The organism is Streptomyces sp. NBC_00162, from assembly GCF_024611995.1.
Lineage (GTDB): Bacteria > Actinomycetota > Actinomycetes > Streptomycetales > Streptomycetaceae > Streptomyces.
In genome coordinates, this window is sequence record NZ_CP102509.1 from 5,955,159 (window position 1) to 5,970,928 (window position 15,770).

A 15,770-nucleotide genomic window follows, 5' to 3' on the forward strand; every position below is an offset into this window, starting at 1 on the left:
GGGGTAGCTTAGGTTAGCCTAACCTTGCTTGCTAGACCCTGGAGGGGGCGGTCATGCCCACAAGACCCGTCCGTGCGTTCGCCGTCGCCCTGCTGGCGGCCCTGCTGGGGGCGCTGCTCCCGGCCACCGCCGCCCGGGCGGGCACCGTACAGGGGGGTCGGCTGGACTGGGGCATCAAATCGTCCTTCCAGAGTTATGTCACCGGCCCGGTGGCGAAAGGCAGTTTCAAGCTGAAGAGCGGGGCCGCCACCGTCGGCGGAAGCCTGTTCCGCTTCCACACGGCGACCGGCTCCTACGACCCGGACTCCGGCGCCTTCGAGGCCTCGTACTCGGGCGGGGTGACCTTCCAGGGCCACCAGAAGCCGGACGGCGTCTACGAGCTGGACATGACCGTCAGCCGTCCCACCGTCAGGATCAACGGCGGCAGCGGCACCCTGTACGCGGACGTCTCCAGCAAGGCCAAGGACACCGGCGCGGTCAGCAGCCAGTCCCAGGTGCCGTTCGCGACCCTCGGCCTCGGCGGCGTCGACATGAAGGGCGGCGGCGGCCCGCTGACCCTCACCAACATCCCGGCCACCCTCACCGAACAGGGCGCCAAGGCCTTCGCCGGCTACTACGCGGCCGGCGCGCAGCTCGACCCCGTCTCGCTCTCGGCCGACGTCAAGACCGGCCCGGCCGCGGGAAGCGAGCAGCCTTCGCAGTCGCCGAGCGCGCGGCCGAGCGCGTCCGCCGAGACCCCGCAGACGCCGGGCGCCTTCGCCGACGCCGCCGTCGACTGGGGGGTGCGCCGCACCTTCCGCGAATACGTCACCGGCTCCGTCGGCCAGGGCAAGTGGACCCTCGCCGAAGGTGCCTTGGACGGCGGCGCGCTGTTCCGCTTCCCGCAGGGCAAGGGCGCGTACGACGGCGCGAAAGGCACCCTGGACGCCGCCTTCGCCGGCACCGTCCACTTCACCGGTGCCCACCTGGACCTGAAACTCGGCGCGGTGCGCGTCACGGTGGAGAACGGCAAGGGCGTCCTGTCCGCCGACGTCACCGCGGGCGGTGCGACGAAGAACGCCGTCGCGCTGGTGGAGTTCGACGCCAAGGCCCTGAAGACCGAGGGCGGCCTCGCCACCCTGACCGAAGCCCCCGCCACCCTCACCGAGGGCGGCTCCCAGGCCTTCAACGCGATGTACAAGCCGGGCACCGAGATGGACCCCGTCTCGCTCGCGATCGCCCTCGACGCGGGCGCGAAGCTGCCCACGCTGCCCGACCTGGGCTCCACGGCCGCGCCTTCACCCGCGCCCGCCGCCTCGTCCGAGGCGGTCGCCAAGGCCGGGAAGCCCTCGAACACCGGGATGTACATCGCCCTGGCCGTGGCCGTGCTGGTGCTCGCCGGCGGCGCTGTCTTCCTCGTGATCCGCAAGCGCCGTGCGGCGGCCGAAGCCCCGTAGCCGCACCCCTTCCCCTCCCCCTTCTTCCTCCCCCGTCTCCCTCTTCTCAGGAGTTCTCAGCCATGTCGTCCCACCGCCGTCCGATCGCCTTCGCGGCCGCCGTCCTCACCGCCGCCGCTCTCGGCGCCACCGCCCTGGTCCTGCCCGCGTCGGCGGCGGACGGCCCACCGGCCGCCCCGGTGAAGATCGTCGGAGGCTCCCTCGACTGGGGTGTGCTCGCGAGCTACCGCGCCTACGTGACCGGCATGGCCAAGGGCACCATCACCGTGGCGGACGGCGCCACGCAGAACGAGGACGGCAGCCTGCGGTTCGGCGAGCCGACCGGACAGTACGAGCCGGCCGCCGGTCACGTCGTGAAGGCGGCCTTCAAGGGCAGCGTCACCTTCTCCTCGCCCGCCCCGCCGGCCGGCCACGGGTTCGAGGTCAAGCTCTCGGACTTCCGCATGGACACCGGGACCAAGAAGCTCACCGCGGACGTCACCAAGGGCGGAGCCACGGCCCAGGACGTGCCGCTGGCCGCGGTGGCCTTCGCCGGGCAGTCGATGACCGGCCTGGCGACCACGCTCACCAAGGAAGCCGCGGACGCGCTCGGTTCGGCCTCGTACGAGAACAAGGCGGGCGACCCGCTCACCGCGAAGCTGGAGTTCGAGAAGCCCGCCCCGCCGGTGCCGACCCCGACCACCCCGACGCCGACCCCGACCCCGACCCCGACTCCGACGAAGACGGCGACCCCCACCACGAATCCCACGGCCCCGGCCGACGGCCCGCAGAAGATCCTCAGCGCCAAACTGACGTGGGGCGTGAAGGAGTCCTTCCGCAAGTACGTCCTGAGCGCGGGCTCGATCACCCCGGCCGGCGGCGCCGCCAAGAACGGCGAGCTCTTCGACTTCGCCTTCGGCAAGGGCGAACTCGACGCGAAGAAGCAGACGCTGGACGCCTCCTTCGAGGGCAATCTCCGCTTCCAGTACGCGGCCCACGGCCTCGACATGACCTTCGGCAACCTCCGCGTCGCCGCCACCGGCAAGACCGGCACCCTCTACGTGGACGTCAAGAACGCCTCGGGCAGCAAGACGGCCGTCCCCTTCGCCACGCTCGACCTGTCGAAGACGGACTACAAGACCAAGGACGGCGTCCTGGCGCTCAACGCGGTTCCGGCGGCCTTCACCGCCGAGGGCGCGGCCTCCTTCGCCAACGACACCACCGGCTCGATGTACAAGGCCGGAGACGCCATCGACCCGCTCACCCTCTCCGTGGCGGTGGACAAGGACGCCACCCTCCCGGCCGGCGGCGGCACCGGCACGACCGGCACGGGCGGCACGACGGGCACGGGCGGTACGGGAGCCACCGCCGCCACCGTCGGCGGCAGCCTCGCCGCCACCGGCGCCGAGATCCCCGCCGGGGCCCTGCTCGGCACCTCCGGCGCCGTGATCGCGGCCGGCGCCGGCGCCGTCCACCTCGCCCGCAGGCGGCGCACACCCCAGTGCTGAGCCGTGCTTGAATGCCCGGGTGAACGATCTCGACGTGTTGAAGGTCTTCTGCGCGGGTGACGGCCGGCACGGCAACCTGCTCGGTGTCGTACGCGACGGCCGGGCCTTCCCCGACGACGCGTCGCGGCAGGCCCTGGCCGCCGAACTCGGCTACAGCGAGACGGTGTTCGTCGACGATCCCGAGCGCGGGATCGTCGACATCCGCACCCCCGGCACACGGATGTCCTTCGCCGGGCACCCGCTGGTCGGGCTCGCCTGGCTGCTGGACATCGAGGAGCTCCAGCCGCCGGCCGGCGCCGTATGGGCCCGTGACGACGGGGAGTTCACCTGGATCACGGCCCGCCCCGAGTGGGTCGAGGGCAAGCGCACAGAGCAGTACGGATCCGTCGCCGAGGTGGAGGCGCTGCCTGCGCCGCCGCCGGGCGAGGGCTGGCTGTACGCGTGGGCCTGGGAGGACGAGACCGCCGGACGGGTACGGGCCCGCGGCTTTCCGCGCCGCGCCGACGGGGTCATCGCCGAGGACGAGGCCACCGGCTCGGCGGCGATCCTGCTCACGGCCCAGCTGAACCGCGCCCTGAACATCACCCAGGGCGCGGGCTCCCAGATCCTCACCGCCCCCGGCCCCGACGGCACCGTGGAGATCGGCGGCCGCGTCCGCTTCGCCCCGGGCAATTTCAGCCCCGCCGGCGAGGCTGGGCTCAGGGCTACGCGCTGAGCGGGAACTGCTCGCCCAGCTCGCGGAAGACCGCGCCGTTGAAGTCGAAGGCGCGCTTGCACTCGTCGACGATCCGCTGCTTCTCCAGGTCGTCGGCGGCGATCGCGTCCAGCAGTTCGCGGTAGGTCCGCTTGAAGGCCGCCGGGTTGGAGATGCCCGCGAAGACGTAGAAGCGGACGCCGTCGCCCTTGCGCGCGAAGCCCCAGGTGCGCTCCGCCTTGTCGCGGATGATCTGGCCGCCCGACAGGTCGCCCAGGTAGCGGGTGTAGTGGTGGGCGACGTAGCCGCCCGGCCACTCGGCCGCGCACTGGGCCACCCGGGCGGCGTAGGCCTCGGTCGCGGGCAGCGCCGCCACGCCCTCGCGCCAGTCCGGACCCAGCAGATGTGCGAGGTCGCGCTCGATCTCGGCGACGCGCATCAGCTCGGGCTGGATGAACGGGCCGGCCACCGGATCCTCCCGGAGGGAGCCGGCGGCGTCCTCCAGGGCCCGGTACACGAACCAGAGCTGCTCGGTGTAGCGCGTGTACGCTTCCACGCCGAGCCGGCCGCCCAGCAGGTCGCTCATGAAGGTCGACGTCTCCGCCTCGGTGTGCTGCTCGTGCGAAGCGACGCGGATGACCGTAGAGAAGGCGTCCAAGACGGACCTCCAGGGAAGGGAAACAGACGTGGCGGCGCGCCCGCCACGTCCGATCTTCCTACTTAGGTATGCCTAAGTCAATGAGTTCCCGACGGCCTGTCGGTAAAAAGTCACTTCTCCGGGCAGAGCTACGGCAGCGTGAGGATCTCCGCCCCGCTGTCGGTCACCACCAGGGTGTGCTCGAACTGCGCCGTCCGCTTGCGGTCCTTCGTGACGACCGTCCAGCCGTCCTCCCACATGTCGTACTCGTGGGTCCCCAGGGTCAGCATCGGCTCGATGGTGAAGGTCATCCCGGGCTCGATGACGGTGGTCGCGTGCGGGCTGTCGTAGTGCGGGATGATCAGGCCGGAGTGGAAGGACGAGTTGATGCCGTGGCCGGTGAAGTCCCGGACCACGCCGTAGCCGAAGCGCTTCGCGTACGACTCGATGACCCGGCCGATGATGTTGACCTGGCGGCCCGGCTTGACGGCCTTGACGGCACGGTTCAGGGCCTCCCGGGTGCGTTCCACCAGGAGCCGCGACTCCTCGTCCACCTCCCCGCACAGGTACGTGGCGTTGTTGTCGCCGTGCACGCCGCCGATGTACGCGGTCACGTCGAGGTTCACGATGTCGCCGTCGCGCAGCACGGTGGAGTCCGGGATGCCGTGACAGATGACCTCGTTCACCGAGGAGCACAGCGACTTCGGGAAGCCCCGGTAGCCCAGCGTCGACGGGTAGGCGCCGTGGTCGCACATGTACGCGTGCGCGACCCGGTCCAGCTCGTCGGTGGTCACCCCCGGCGCGATCAGCTTGGCGGCCTCCTCCATCGCCTGGGCGGCGATCCGGCCGGCGATGCGCATGGCCTCGATGGTCTCGGCCGACTGCACCTCCGGTCCGGTGTACGGGGTGGGTGCGGGCTTGCCCACGTACTCGGGACGGCGGATGTTTCCGGGAACGGAACGGACGGGAGAGAGCTCGCCTGGTACGAGCAGCGACTGGCCAGACATGCAAGCGAGTGTATCCAGCGGGGATGGGGCAGCATGGCGGCAGAGAGCGCGGTAGCGGCGGTATCGAGAGGAGCCCGACAGCGATGGCCCTGTTCAAGAAGCGCCAGGTGGGCAAACCGGGCGAGTGGTACTACTGCCTGGTCCACCAGAAGGTCGAAGAAGGCCCCGAGTGCCCTGCCAAGGACCGCTTCGGCCCGTACGAGACCCGCGAGGAGGCGGCCCGCGCCATGGAGACGGCGCAGGAGCGCAATCTCGAATGGCAGAACGACCCCAAGTGGAACGACAAGACCCGTGAAGGGGAAGAGGGCGGCGCGGGCCAGGCTGCTCCCTAGCCCCTCCTGCGGGCGGCCTACCAGCGGCTGGGCGGCGGCGCGGCCAGCTGGTCGGCCAGCCGCGCCAGCCGGTCCCGGAAGCGGCGCGGCCCGCGCTGCACCGGCAGGCTGTTCTCCCCGGCCGCCGCGCTGACCAGGTGCTGCACGGTGTCCAGGTCCATCCCCCGGCTGCCGGTGGGAGGCGCCCCCACCGCGGAGGCCTCCGGCACCGAGAGCGACTCGTGCGCGAGCGTGCCCAGATCCGGATCCCCGCCGTCGAGGGACAGTACGGTCGCCCCCGCGCGCCGGGCGTCGTGGACCCGCTCCAGCAGCCCCTCGCCCGGCTCCTCGGGAGCCACCACCAGCAGCGTGTGCCCGCGCCGGGCCGCCTCCAGCCTGCCCAGCCCCACCGACAGGTGCGGCGGTTCCCCCGGCCGCACCCGGTGCCGTACGAGGGTGGGCGCCAGCTCCGGCAGCCCCGACCAGGCGGCCTCGTCCACCAGGTGCGCCGCCAGGTGCCAGGGCTCGTACCGCTCGGTCCCCACGAGCAGCAGGTTCCCGCCGGCCGGTACGACCGAGCGCCGCAGCGAGCCGGCGAAGCGGCGCGCGGCGCCGGGCCACTCCGTACCGGCGAGGACCTCGCGCAGCAGCGCGACTCTCACGGCATCCATGGCGGCATCCTGCCGTATGAAACGGACAGAGGGGAGCGCTTCCCTCCTCTTCGACCTTGGCCTACTCGGCAGTACCCTCGCCCCCATGACTTCCTCAGACAGCAGCACGCAGAAGCCGCCGGCCAAGGACCCCTGGGACCTCCCGGACGTCTCCGGCCTCGTCGTCGGCGTCCTCGGCGGCACCGGCGACCAGGGCCGCGGCCTCGCCTACCGGCTCGCCCGGGCCGGGCAGAAGGTGATCATCGGCTCCCGCGCCGCCGACCGCGCGCACACCGCCGCCGGGGAACTGGGCCTCGGGGTGGAGGGCGCGGACAATGCCGAGTGCGCGCGCCGCAGCGACATCGTGATCATCGCGGTGCCTTGGGAGGGCCACGCCAAGACCCTCGAGGCGCTGCGCGAGGACCTCGCGGGCAAGCTCGTCGTGGACTGCGTCAACCCGCTGGGCTTCGACAAGCAGGGCGCCTACGCCCTCCGGGTCGAGGAGGGCAGCGCCGCCCAGCAGGCCGCGGCCCTGCTCCCGGACTCCCGCGTCACCGCGGCCTTCCACCACCTCTCGGCGGTCCTGCTCCAGGACGAGTCGATCGAGGAGATCGACACCGACGTGATGGTCCTCGGTGAATCCCGCGCGGACACCGACCTCGTCCAGGCCCTCGCCTCCCGCATCCCGGGCATGCGCGGCGTCTTCGCGGGCCGCCTGCGCAACGCCCACCAGGTCGAATCCCTGGTCGCCAACCTCATCTCGACGAACCGCCGCTACAAGGCCCACGCGGGCCTGCGCATCACGGACGTCTGACCCGGCCGGGCCGGGCGGTGTCCGGCCGTCCTTACGGGAACACTGCGGGGCATGGGGGACACTGGTGGGGCTCGGCCCCGTTCAGTGTTTTCGAGGAGCTCTTCCCATGCCCCGCCTTGCCGTCTTCGCCGTTGTCGTCTGCGTCCTTGCCGTGGCCGCGGCCGTCGTCGCCTTCGTGGAGGGCAGCTTCATCGGGATCGTCTGGGTGCTGCTGGCGGGCCTCACGTCCAACATGGCCTGGTACTACTTCCGCAAGGCGAAGGCCGACAAGGCAGCGCGCGCTTCCTAGTCCCGCTTCCTAGTCCTGCGGGACCGTGCAGACGCCGTTGCCCTCCTGCCAGAAGCGGTAGAGGTCGCGGCCGCAGTACGTCTCCAGGTCCGACACGCCGAGGCCCGACAGGATGTCTCGCACCACGTCGAAGAAGAACGTGTTGACCTCGGGTATCCACAGCAGCGCGAACACCGCGATCAGGCCGAACGGTGCCAGCGGCGCCATCTCGCGGCGCACCTTGTACGAGAGCCACGGCTCGATCACCCCGTAGCCGTCCAGGCCCGGCACCGGGAGGAAGTTCAGGATCGCCGCCGAGACCTGGAGCAGGGCGAGGAAGGCGAGCGCGTAGCGGAAGGCGAGCGGGACGCCGTCCAGGGCGTCCAGCCAGAACGGGGCCGTGCACACCACGGCGAAGGCCACGTTGGTCAGCGGGCCCGCCGCCGAGATCAGGCTGTGCTTCCAGCGGCCCTGGATGCGGTCGCGCTCGATGTACACCGCGCCGCCCGGCAGGCCCAGACCGCCCAGGATCACGAAGATCACCGGCAGCACGATGCTGAGCAGCGCGTGCGTGTACTTGAGCGGATTCAGCGTCAGGTAGCCCTTGGCGCCCACCGAGAGGTCGCCGCCGTGCAGGGCGGTGCGGGCGTGCGCGTACTCGTGCAGGCAGAGGGAAACCACCCACGCAGAGGTCACGAAGAGGAACACGGCGAGCCCGGTGCTCGTCGAGTACCCCGTCCACACGGCCCAGCCGGTGACCGCCATGACGGCCGCGATGCCGAGGAATACGGAACTGATCCGCCGCTCACCGCGGCTGCCCTGATGACCCATGCCGCGAAACCTATCCCGGCCGCGGGATGGAAATAAGGTCGGGGCCGGGCGCCCGTCCGGCGACAATGGGCCGGTGCGTTACGCGATTCTCGGGACGACCCAGGCCATACGCGACGACGGAACCCCCGTCGCCGTGGGCGGAGCGCGCCTGCGGGCGCTGCTGACCGCGCTCGCGCTGCGGCCCGGCCGGGCGGTGCCGTCGCACCTGCTGGTCGCCGAGGTGTGGGACGGCGACCAGCCGGCCGACGCGCCGGCCGCCCTCCAGGCGCTGGTCGCGCGGCTGCGGCGGGCGCTGGGGCACGCGGCCGTGCGCTCCGCGGAGGGCGGCTACCTGCTGACCGCCGACCGCGAGGACATCGACCTGTACCGCTTCGAGCGGCTGGCCCGCGCCGGGGCAGTGGCCCTGGAGAGCGGGGACCCGGCCAAGGCCGCGGCCCTGTACGAGGAGGGGCTCGCCCTGTGGCGCGGGCCCGCCCTGGCGGACCTCCCCGACCCGGCCGCGGAGTCCGCGCGCTGGGACGCCGTACGGATGGACGCGCGCCGGGGCCGGCTCGCCGCGGCCCTGGCCCTGGGCGCGGCGGAGCAGGCGCTGCCGGAGCTGACCGCGCTGTGCGCGCAGCAGCCGCTGGACGAGCCCCTGCAGGCCCTGCGCATCCGGGCGCTGCGCGACGCGGGCCGCGCGGCGGAGGCCCTGGAGGCGTACGACACCGTCCGCCGGGACCTGGCCGCCCGCCTGGGCACGGACCCGGGCCCCGCGCTGCGCGCCCTCCACTCGGAGCTTCTCGCCGGGGCGGACGCGCCGCCCGCCACCGCACCTTCCAGACCCGCCCCCGCCGCCCCGGCCCCACAGCCAGGCCAGGGGAACCTGCGGGCCCGGCTCACCACCTTCGTCGGGCGGGAGGACGACATCCGCGTCATCGGCGACGACCTCGCCCGCGCCCGGCTCGTCACCCTGCTCGGGCCCGGCGGGGCCGGCAAGACCCGGCTCTCCCAGGAGGCCGCCGAGGCGCAGGACGCGGGCGGCTGGCCCGACGGGGTGTGGCTCGTCGAGCTGGCTCCCGTGGACGACCCGGAGGACGTCGCCGAGGCCGTACTCGCCGCGCTCGGGGCGCGGGAGACCAAGCTGCGCGGCGCCGCCGCCGAGGAACTGCGGGCACTGACCGAGCGCGCCGGGGACAACCCCCTCGACCGCCTCGCCGAGCACTGCGCGCGGCGCCGGCTCCTGCTGCTGCTCGACAACTGCGAGCACGTCGTCGAGGCGGCCGCCGAGCTCGCCGAGCGGCTCCTCACCCACTGCCCCGGCGTCCGGATCCTGGCCACCAGCCGCGAACCCCTCGGCGTGCCGGGGGAGACGCTGCGCCCGGTGGAGCCGCTGCCCGACCCGGTCGCGCTGCGGCTCCTCGCCGACCGCGGCGCCGCCGCCCACGCGGGGTTCACCGTGGCCCAGGACCCGGCCGCCTGCGCCGAGATCTGCCGCCGCCTCGACGGCCTGCCGCTGGCCATCGAACTGGCCGCGGCCCGCCTGCGGCTGCTCACCCCGCGCCAGATCGCCGACCGGCTCGACGACCGGTTCCGGCTGCTGACCGGCGGCAGCCGGACCCTGCTGCCCCGGCAGCAGACCCTGCGCGCCGTCGTCGACTGGTCCTGGGAGCTGCTGGAGGAGCCCGAACGCACCGTCCTGCGCCGGCTGTCCGTCTTCGCGGGCGGCTGCGACCTCGCCGCCGCCGAGACGGTGTGCGCCGAAGGAGTCCTCGACGTCGCCGACACCCTCGGCTCCCTCGTCGACAAGTCCCTCGTCGTGGCCGCCCCCGGACCCGACGGCTCCGGCATGCGCTACCGCCTGCTGGAGACGGTCGGCGAGTACGCCGCCGAGCGCCTGGCCGAGGCCGGCCACGACCGGCAGGACACCGAGCGCCGCCACCTCGTCCACTACCGCGAGCTCGCCCGCACCAGCGAGCCGCTGCTCCGCGGCCACGGCCAGCGGGCGGCCGCCGACCGGCTCGCCACCGAGTACGAGAACGTCCGTACCGCCCTGCGCCGGGCCGTCGCCGCCCGCGACGCCGACGAGGTGCTCTGCCTCATCCACTCGCTGGGCTGGTACTGGCACATGCACGACCTGCGCGCCGAGTCCCGGCACTGGTCCGACGCGGCCGCGACCCTGGGCCCCGACCCGTTCGCCGGGCCCGTGGTCCCGGCGGAGCCGGTGTACGAGCGACTCGTCGACACGCCCCCGCCCTACAGCGGCGAACTGCTCACCGAGGCCTGGCGCGCCGTCCACCTGGTCCGGCTGTCCTCCCGCGACCAGACCAACGGCAGCTGGAACAGCCCGGAGGTCCGCGCCCAGGTCGACGGGGTGATCGCCACCTATCGCCCCGGACTCCCGCAGACATGCCGGACCCCCGCCTCCCTCTGGATCTACGCCGTCATGATCGCGGGCGATCCCGGACGGCTCCGGCGGGTCATCGAGGCGACCGTCGACACCGCCCGCGAGCTCGGCTACCGCTGGGAACTGGCCTCCGCCCTCCAGCTGCGGGCCAACATCCTCGCCAACCGGGCCGACTGGGCCGGCGACGCCTCCCGCGACGCCGACGAGAGCCTGGCCCTGTTCCGTGAGCTCGGCGACGCCTGGGGCTGCGCCGAGGCGCTCTCCGCCCGCGCCGAGTCCCGGGAGAAGCGGGGCGAATACGTCCTGGCCGCCCGGGACTTCCGTGAGGCGATCGCGTACGCCGAGCGCCTGGGCGCCAAGGCGCAGGTGACGGTCCTGCGCGTACGGATGGCCGGGACCCTCAGCGAGAGCGGCCGGATCGAGGAGGCCGAGGAGATCCTCACCGAGATCGTCGCCACGGTGCAGCAGTACGGCAACGAGGCCATGCCCGCCGCCCGGATGTTCCTGGCGGGCATCCTCGGCCGCACCGGCCGGATCCCGGAGGCCCGCGCCCAGCTGCAGGCGCTGCGGGAGGAGTTCGCCTTCGGCGCGTTCGCCATCTTCGACGGGTTCCTGCTCGGCACGCTGGCCTGGCTGGCGAACCAGGAGGGCGCGTACGAGGATGCGCTCGCCCTGCTGCGCCAGGCCATGGGGACCGTCCAGGATCCACTCGCGCGGATGGTGGCACCGCAGATGCCGGCGGTCTACCTGATGACCGCGGCGCTCTCCCTGGTCTCGCTCGGCGGCCCGCGGCGGGAGTACGACGCCGCCCGGCTGCTCGGCGCCTACCGGAGGCTGCTGCCGCCCGGGCACTTCCCCGTCACCACGGAACGCGAGGATTCCGCCCGGGCCGAGGAGCTGGCGCGGGCGGAGCTCGGCGACGCCGCCTACGAGGCGGCGTACGCCGAAGGCGGCGGCCTCACCCTGGAGGAGGCCACCGCCCTCATCTGACCCGGCCCCCGGCCGGAGCCCGTCCGGGACGCGATCCGGAACGGACCGGTCCGCGGATCAGGTCTTCTGGCGGAACTTGCGCACCGCGAGCGGCATGGTGACCGCCGTGATGGCGAGCGACCAGGCCAGGGTCATCCACACCGAGTTGCCGACGGGAGACCCGTTGATCAGGGCGCGCGCCGCGTCGGCCAGGTTGGACAGCGGGTTGTAGTCCGTGAACGTCTGCAGCCAGCCGGGCATGGTGGACGGCTTGGCGAAGATCGAGCTGCCGAACTGCAGCGGCATCAGGACCAGCATCGCCATGCCCTGGACCGCCTGCGCGGTCTTCATCGTCAGACCCAGGAGGATGAAGATCCACATCAGCGAGGCGCCGAAGACGAGCGACAGGCCGATGGCGAAGAACAGGTCCAGCACCGAGCCCTGGATCGACAGGCCGAGGATGAAGCCCACGCACAGCAGGATGGCGATGGCGACCATCATCCGGCCGATCTCGACGACGATCTTGGCGAGCAGCACGGACGAGCGGGCGATCGGCATGGACCGGAAGCGGTCCATCACGCCCTTCTTGAAGTCGTCGTTGACCCCGGTGCCCACCGCCATGGCGATGTTCATGCCCATCATGGCCATCAGGCCCGGGATCAGGTAGCTCACGTACGCGCCCTGGTTGCCCTTGCCGGCGACGGCGCCGCCGAAGACGAACACGAACAGCAGCGTGAAGATGATCGGCATGAACAGGACGTCGAACATCGACTCGGGGTCCTGCTTGATCTGCAGTGCGTTGCGGCGCACCAGGGCGCCGATGTGCCGCAGGTTGGCCCGCAGACCGATCCGGCCCTCTCCTTGCCCATCGGCCACCGAGGCACGGCCGGGTGCGGTGGGGGCGGGCTTCGTCGTGGTTACGGTGCTCATGCCGCGACCTCCTCGGTCATCTCGGTGGGCTTCTGGCCGGTGATCGACAGGAACACCTCGTCCAGGCTGGGCAGGTAGGTGCCGAGGTCGGCGATCGCGTACCCGCGGGCGGCCAGCAGGCCGACCACGGCGGTCAGCTGCTCGTCGCTCAGGATCGGGACCAGCAGGACGCCCTCGTCCGGGACGGCCTGGGAGCCGGCCACGCCGTCGAGCCCGGCCTCGGCCAGCGAGCGGGCCATGCCCGGCAGGTCGGAGGAGTCCACCGGGCGGATCTTCAGGGTGCGGCCGCCGACCCGGGCCTTCAGCTCGTCGACCTTGCCGTTGGCGATGACCTTGCCGCGGTCGATGACCGTCAGCTCGCTGGCGAGCTGCTCGGCCTCCTCCATGTACTGGGTGGTGAGCAGCACGGTGGCGCCCTCGGCGACCAGACGCTGGACCTCGTCCCAGACCTCGTTGCGGGTACGGGGGTCCAGACCGGTGGTCGGCTCGTCCAGGTACAGGACGGCCGGGTTGCCGATCAGCGAGGCCGCCAGGTCGAGGCGGCGGCGCATACCGCCCGAGTAGTTCATGGCGGCCTTCTTCGCCGCCTCGGTCAGGGAGAACCGCTCCAGCATCTCGTCCGCACGGGTCCGGGCGTCCTTGCGGGACAGGTCGAGCAGCCGCCCGATCATGTAGAGGTTCTCCCAGCCGGAGAGCTTCTCGTCGACCGAGGCGTACTGGCCGGTCAGGCCGATGGTGCGGCGCAGCTGCCGCGGCTGGCGGACCACGTCGTAACCGGCGACGGTCGCGGTCCCGGCGTCCGGGATGATCAGGGTGGACAGGCAGCGCACCAGGGTGGTCTTGCCGGCTCCGTTGGGTCCGAGGACCCCGAGGACCGTGCCCTCGCGGACGTCCAGGTCGACACCGTCCAGGGCCTTGGTCTCGCCGTAGTGCTTCACCAGCCCCCGTACTTCCACGGCGTGGGGGTTCTTGTCGTTTCGCGTCATGTCCACCATGGGACCAGCCGCCACTGACAAAGCACCGACAGCCGACCGACAGTGGACCGACGGGCAGCCGACAGGCAGCCGACGGCCCGCCGACGTCGCGTCGGCGGGCCGTCGGGAACGCGCTACCCGATCAGTGGAAGGCGTGCTCCGCCTGCGGGAACGTTCCGCCCACCACGTCCTCGGCGAAGGCCTTCGCCGCGTCGTTCATGGTCTGGCGCAGGTTCGCGTACTGCTTCACGAACTTCGGCATCTTCCCGCCGGTCAGACCCATCATGTCGGTCCACACCAGCACCTGCGCGTCGCACTCCGAGCCCGCGCCGATGCCGACCGTCGGGATGTGCAGGGACCGGGTGACCTCGGCGGCCAGCTCGGCCGGAACCAGCTCCAGCACCACCGCGAAGGCTCCCGCGTCCTGCGCCGCCTTGGCGTCCCGCAGCAGCTGGTGCGCGGCCTCGTCGCCACGGCCCTGCACGCGGTAGCCCATGGCGTTGACCGACTGCGGGGTCAGGCCCAGGTGGGACATGACCGGGATGCCGGCCTGCACGATCAGCTCGGTCTGGTGCAGCGAGCGCTCGCCGCCCTCCAGCTTCACCGCTCCGACGCCGGCCTCCTTGACGAGGCGGGTGGCACTGCGCAGCGCCTGCACGGCGCCTTCCTGGTACGAGCCGAACGGCATGTCGCCGATGACGAGGGCGCGGCTCGTGCCCCGTACGACGGCTGCCGACAGCATGGTCATCTGGTCCATCGTGACCGGAACGGTGGTCTCGTAGCCCAGGTGGCAGTTGCCCATGGAGTCGCCGACGAGGATCACCGGGATGCCGGCCTCGTCGAAGACGGACGCGGTCATCGCGTCGTAAGCGGTGAGCATGGGCCACTTCTCGCCGCGTTCCTTGGCGAGGGTCAGGTCGCGGATGGTGATGCGCCGGGTGCCCGTGCCTCCGTACAGGGTGGTGGAGCCCGACGGAGATGCTGCTGCGGGTTCGCGGGCAGGCGAAACGGCATGCGTCATTGCAACTGCTCCTTGTGTCATCTCGAGGCGCCCTTACGGCGTCCCCGGACTTACCCACCATCGTCGCATCCGCGCGGCCCGCGGCGGAAGTGGTGCGGGGCGCGGGCGCGGCCGCACGAGGGCGGCGCGAGGCCCGCACGACACTCCCTCGGCCCAATGTGCGCGTTTCGTGACAAGCGGAACCCCTGGCGTACGGCCGTTCGTCCTCCGGGGCGAACGGCCGCGACAGGCGGTCGTGACGTAGCGCACGGAAGGCTCCGTACATCGCCTAGGGTCAAGAGGCGGGGACGGAGCGCGAGCACGGCAGTGAGGGCAGCGGCATGGCACAGGCGTACATGACGGAAAAGGGAAACGGCGGCTCGGAGCCCGAGCCCTCCGAATCCCGCTTCCGACGCCGGCTGGCCGAACTGAGAGGTGACCGGGGAATCTGGCGGCGCGGGCTGGTGCTGGCCGCGATCTCCGTACTGATCGCGCTGATCATGATCTTCCACGCGCAGGTACCCAACGACGTGGGCAACCTCGGCAGCCTCACGGAGACCTTCCTGCCCTGGCTGGGCCTGGCCGTCCCGGTGCTGCTGGCCGCCGCGGTGTTCCGCCGGTCGGCGACCGCGCTCATCGCGATACTGCTGACGGCCGTGGTCTGGACGAACCTGTTCGGCGGTCTGGTCACCGACAAGTCCGGCTCCGGCGGCAACCTGATGGTCGCCACCCACAACGTGGACGCCGACAACGCCGACCCGCGCGGGACCGCCGAGTCCGTGGCGAAGTCGGGGGCCGACGTGCTGGCCCTGACCGAGCTCAAGGGGAGCGTCGTCCCCGTCTACGAGAAGGCCCTGGCGGGCGCGTACAAGTACCACTCGGTCGAGGGCACGGTCGGCGTGTGGAGCAGGTACCCGCTGACCGCCAGCAGCCCCGTGGACATCAAGATGGGCTGGACCCGGTCCATGCGCACCACCGTGGACACCCCGCAGGGTCAGGTCGCCGTCTTCGTCGCCCACCTGCCCTCGGTACGGGTCAAGCTGAACGCGGGCTTCACCGCCAACCAGCGCGACAACAGCGCCGACGCACTGGGCGCCGCGCTCGCCGCCGAACCGCTGAAGAAGGTCATCCTGCTCGGCGACCTCAACGGCACCATGAACGACCGCGCCCTGTCCGAGGTCACCTCGCAGATGCGCTCCACGCAGGGCGCCGCGGGCGACGGCTTCGGCTTCAGCTGGCCCGCCCAGTTCCCGATGGCCCGGATCGACCAGATCATGGTCCGCGGGATCAAGCCGGACGCCTCCTGGACCCTCCCGCGCACGAGCAGCGACCACCTGCCGATCGCCGCGCGGCTGACGGTGTAGGGGTGTCCCCGC

General features: G+C 72.2%; 15 protein-coding genes. 8 read left to right on the top strand and 7 right to left on the bottom strand.

Going from position 1 to position 15,770, the window contains the following annotated elements; all coding sequences use genetic code 11:
- The first annotated feature begins 53 nt into the window (after window positions 1-53).
- The 3 genes from JIW86_RS27665 (at window position 54) to JIW86_RS27675 (ending at window position 3,638) form a co-directional block, all read left to right on the top strand.
- Window positions 54-1,436: an HtaA domain-containing protein gene (locus JIW86_RS27665; protein WP_257556578.1), complete on the top strand. Its 1,383-nt coding sequence runs from the start codon at window positions 54-56 to the stop codon at window positions 1,434-1,436.
- A 62-nt stretch (window positions 1,437-1,498) separates the two neighbouring features.
- Window positions 1,499-2,923, top strand: a complete 1,425-nt coding sequence (locus tag JIW86_RS27670; protein WP_257556580.1) for an HtaA domain-containing protein — start codon at window positions 1,499-1,501, stop codon at window positions 2,921-2,923.
- Window positions 2,924-2,942: 19 nt separating this feature from the next.
- On the top strand, window positions 2,943-3,638 hold the full coding sequence (locus JIW86_RS27675) for a PhzF family phenazine biosynthesis protein (protein ID WP_215140701.1): 696 nt from the start codon (window positions 2,943-2,945) through the stop codon (window positions 3,636-3,638).
- On the opposite strand, the gene JIW86_RS27680 is transcribed toward JIW86_RS27675, so the two are convergent.
- Together JIW86_RS27680 and map are read right to left on the bottom strand one after the other, a co-directional pair.
- Window positions 3,628-4,275, bottom strand: a complete 648-nt coding sequence (locus JIW86_RS27680) for a heme oxygenase (biliverdin-producing) (protein ID WP_257556581.1) — start codon at window positions 4,273-4,275, stop codon at window positions 3,628-3,630. The genes JIW86_RS27675 and JIW86_RS27680 overlap by 11 nt on opposite strands.
- A gap of 128 nt (window positions 4,276-4,403) precedes the next feature.
- Window positions 4,404-5,261, bottom strand: a complete 858-nt coding sequence (gene map / locus JIW86_RS27685) for a type I methionyl aminopeptidase (protein WP_257556582.1) — start codon at window positions 5,259-5,261, stop codon at window positions 4,404-4,406.
- 83 nt (window positions 5,262-5,344) lie between these two features.
- On the opposite strand from map, the gene JIW86_RS27690 reads away from it, so the two are divergent.
- Window positions 5,345-5,593, top strand: coding sequence for a hypothetical protein (locus JIW86_RS27690; RefSeq protein ID WP_257556583.1), 249 nt, complete (start codon window positions 5,345-5,347; stop codon window positions 5,591-5,593).
- Window positions 5,594-5,610: 17 nt separating this feature from the next.
- On the opposite strand, the gene JIW86_RS27695 is transcribed toward JIW86_RS27690, so the two are convergent.
- Window positions 5,611-6,243, bottom strand: a complete 633-nt coding sequence (locus JIW86_RS27695) for a hypothetical protein (protein ID WP_257556584.1) — start codon at window positions 6,241-6,243, stop codon at window positions 5,611-5,613.
- Window positions 6,244-6,328: 85 nt separating this feature from the next.
- Here JIW86_RS27695 and npdG point away from each other — a divergent pair, with 85 nt between their 5' ends.
- Window positions 6,329-7,036: an NADPH-dependent F420 reductase gene (npdG, locus tag JIW86_RS27700; protein ID WP_215140696.1), complete on the top strand. Its 708-nt coding sequence runs from the start codon at window positions 6,329-6,331 to the stop codon at window positions 7,034-7,036.
- 106 nt (window positions 7,037-7,142) lie between these two features.
- Complete coding sequence (locus tag JIW86_RS27705; protein ID WP_215140695.1) at window positions 7,143-7,325, top strand: hypothetical protein; 183 nt, start codon at window positions 7,143-7,145, stop codon at window positions 7,323-7,325.
- 9 nt (window positions 7,326-7,334) lie between these two features.
- Here the strand turns inward: JIW86_RS27705 and JIW86_RS27710 are convergent, their stop codons facing one another.
- Window positions 7,335-8,135, bottom strand: coding sequence for a site-2 protease family protein (locus JIW86_RS27710; RefSeq protein WP_215140694.1), 801 nt, complete (start codon window positions 8,133-8,135; stop codon window positions 7,335-7,337).
- 73 nt (window positions 8,136-8,208) lie between these two features.
- Here JIW86_RS27710 and JIW86_RS27715 point away from each other — a divergent pair, with 73 nt between their 5' ends.
- Window positions 8,209-11,511, top strand: a complete 3,303-nt coding sequence (locus JIW86_RS27715) for an ATP-binding protein (protein ID WP_257556585.1) — start codon at window positions 8,209-8,211, stop codon at window positions 11,509-11,511.
- Window positions 11,512-11,568: 57 nt separating this feature from the next.
- On the opposite strand, the gene JIW86_RS27720 is transcribed toward JIW86_RS27715, so the two are convergent.
- The 3 genes from JIW86_RS27720 to panB all read right to left on the bottom strand — a co-directional run bounded on the left by JIW86_RS27720 (window position 11,569) and on the right by panB (window position 14,415).
- Complete coding sequence (locus JIW86_RS27720) at window positions 11,569-12,420, bottom strand: ABC transporter permease (RefSeq protein ID WP_257556586.1); 852 nt, start codon at window positions 12,418-12,420, stop codon at window positions 11,569-11,571.
- On the bottom strand, window positions 12,417-13,415 hold the full coding sequence (locus JIW86_RS27725) for an ATP-binding cassette domain-containing protein (RefSeq protein WP_215140691.1): 999 nt from the start codon (window positions 13,413-13,415) through the stop codon (window positions 12,417-12,419). The genes JIW86_RS27720 and JIW86_RS27725 overlap by 4 nt, the downstream gene beginning before the upstream one ends.
- Before the next feature lie 121 nt (window positions 13,416-13,536).
- On the bottom strand, window positions 13,537-14,415 hold the full coding sequence (gene panB, locus JIW86_RS27730; protein WP_257556587.1) for a 3-methyl-2-oxobutanoate hydroxymethyltransferase: 879 nt from the start codon (window positions 14,413-14,415) through the stop codon (window positions 13,537-13,539).
- Between the two features lie 320 nt (window positions 14,416-14,735).
- Between panB and JIW86_RS27735 the strand changes: the two genes are divergently transcribed.
- Window positions 14,736-15,758 carry an endonuclease/exonuclease/phosphatase family protein gene (locus JIW86_RS27735; RefSeq protein ID WP_257556588.1) on the top strand — a complete coding sequence of 341 codons (1,023 nt, stop codon included), beginning with the start codon at window positions 14,736-14,738 and terminating at the stop codon, window positions 15,756-15,758.
- Window positions 15,759-15,770 lie beyond the last annotated feature (12 nt).

Coding starts and splice junctions, on each gene's coding strand:
- JIW86_RS27665 (WP_257556578.1), top strand. CDS start 54: ATGCCCACAAGACCCGTCCGTGCGTTCGCCGTCGCCCTGCTGGCGGCC.
- JIW86_RS27670 (WP_257556580.1), top strand. CDS start 1,499: ATGTCGTCCCACCGCCGTCCGATCGCCTTCGCGGCCGCCGTCCTCACC.
- map (WP_257556582.1), bottom strand. CDS start 5,261: ATGTCTGGCCAGTCGCTGCTCGTACCAGGCGAGCTCTCTCCCGTCCGT.
- JIW86_RS27690 (WP_257556583.1), top strand. CDS start 5,345: ATGGCCCTGTTCAAGAAGCGCCAGGTGGGCAAACCGGGCGAGTGGTAC.
- JIW86_RS27695 (WP_257556584.1), bottom strand. CDS start 6,243: ATGGATGCCGTGAGAGTCGCGCTGCTGCGCGAGGTCCTCGCCGGTACG.
- npdG (WP_215140696.1), top strand. CDS start 6,329: ATGACTTCCTCAGACAGCAGCACGCAGAAGCCGCCGGCCAAGGACCCC.
- JIW86_RS27705 (WP_215140695.1), top strand. CDS start 7,143: ATGCCCCGCCTTGCCGTCTTCGCCGTTGTCGTCTGCGTCCTTGCCGTG.
- JIW86_RS27710 (WP_215140694.1), bottom strand. CDS start 8,135: ATGGGTCATCAGGGCAGCCGCGGTGAGCGGCGGATCAGTTCCGTATTC.
- JIW86_RS27720 (WP_257556586.1), bottom strand. CDS start 12,420: ATGAGCACCGTAACCACGACGAAGCCCGCCCCCACCGCACCCGGCCGT.
- JIW86_RS27725 (WP_215140691.1), bottom strand. CDS start 13,415: ATGGTGGACATGACGCGAAACGACAAGAACCCCCACGCCGTGGAAGTA.
- panB (WP_257556587.1), bottom strand. CDS start 14,415: ATGACGCATGCCGTTTCGCCTGCCCGCGAACCCGCAGCAGCATCTCCG.
- JIW86_RS27735 (WP_257556588.1), top strand. CDS start 14,736: ATGGCACAGGCGTACATGACGGAAAAGGGAAACGGCGGCTCGGAGCCC.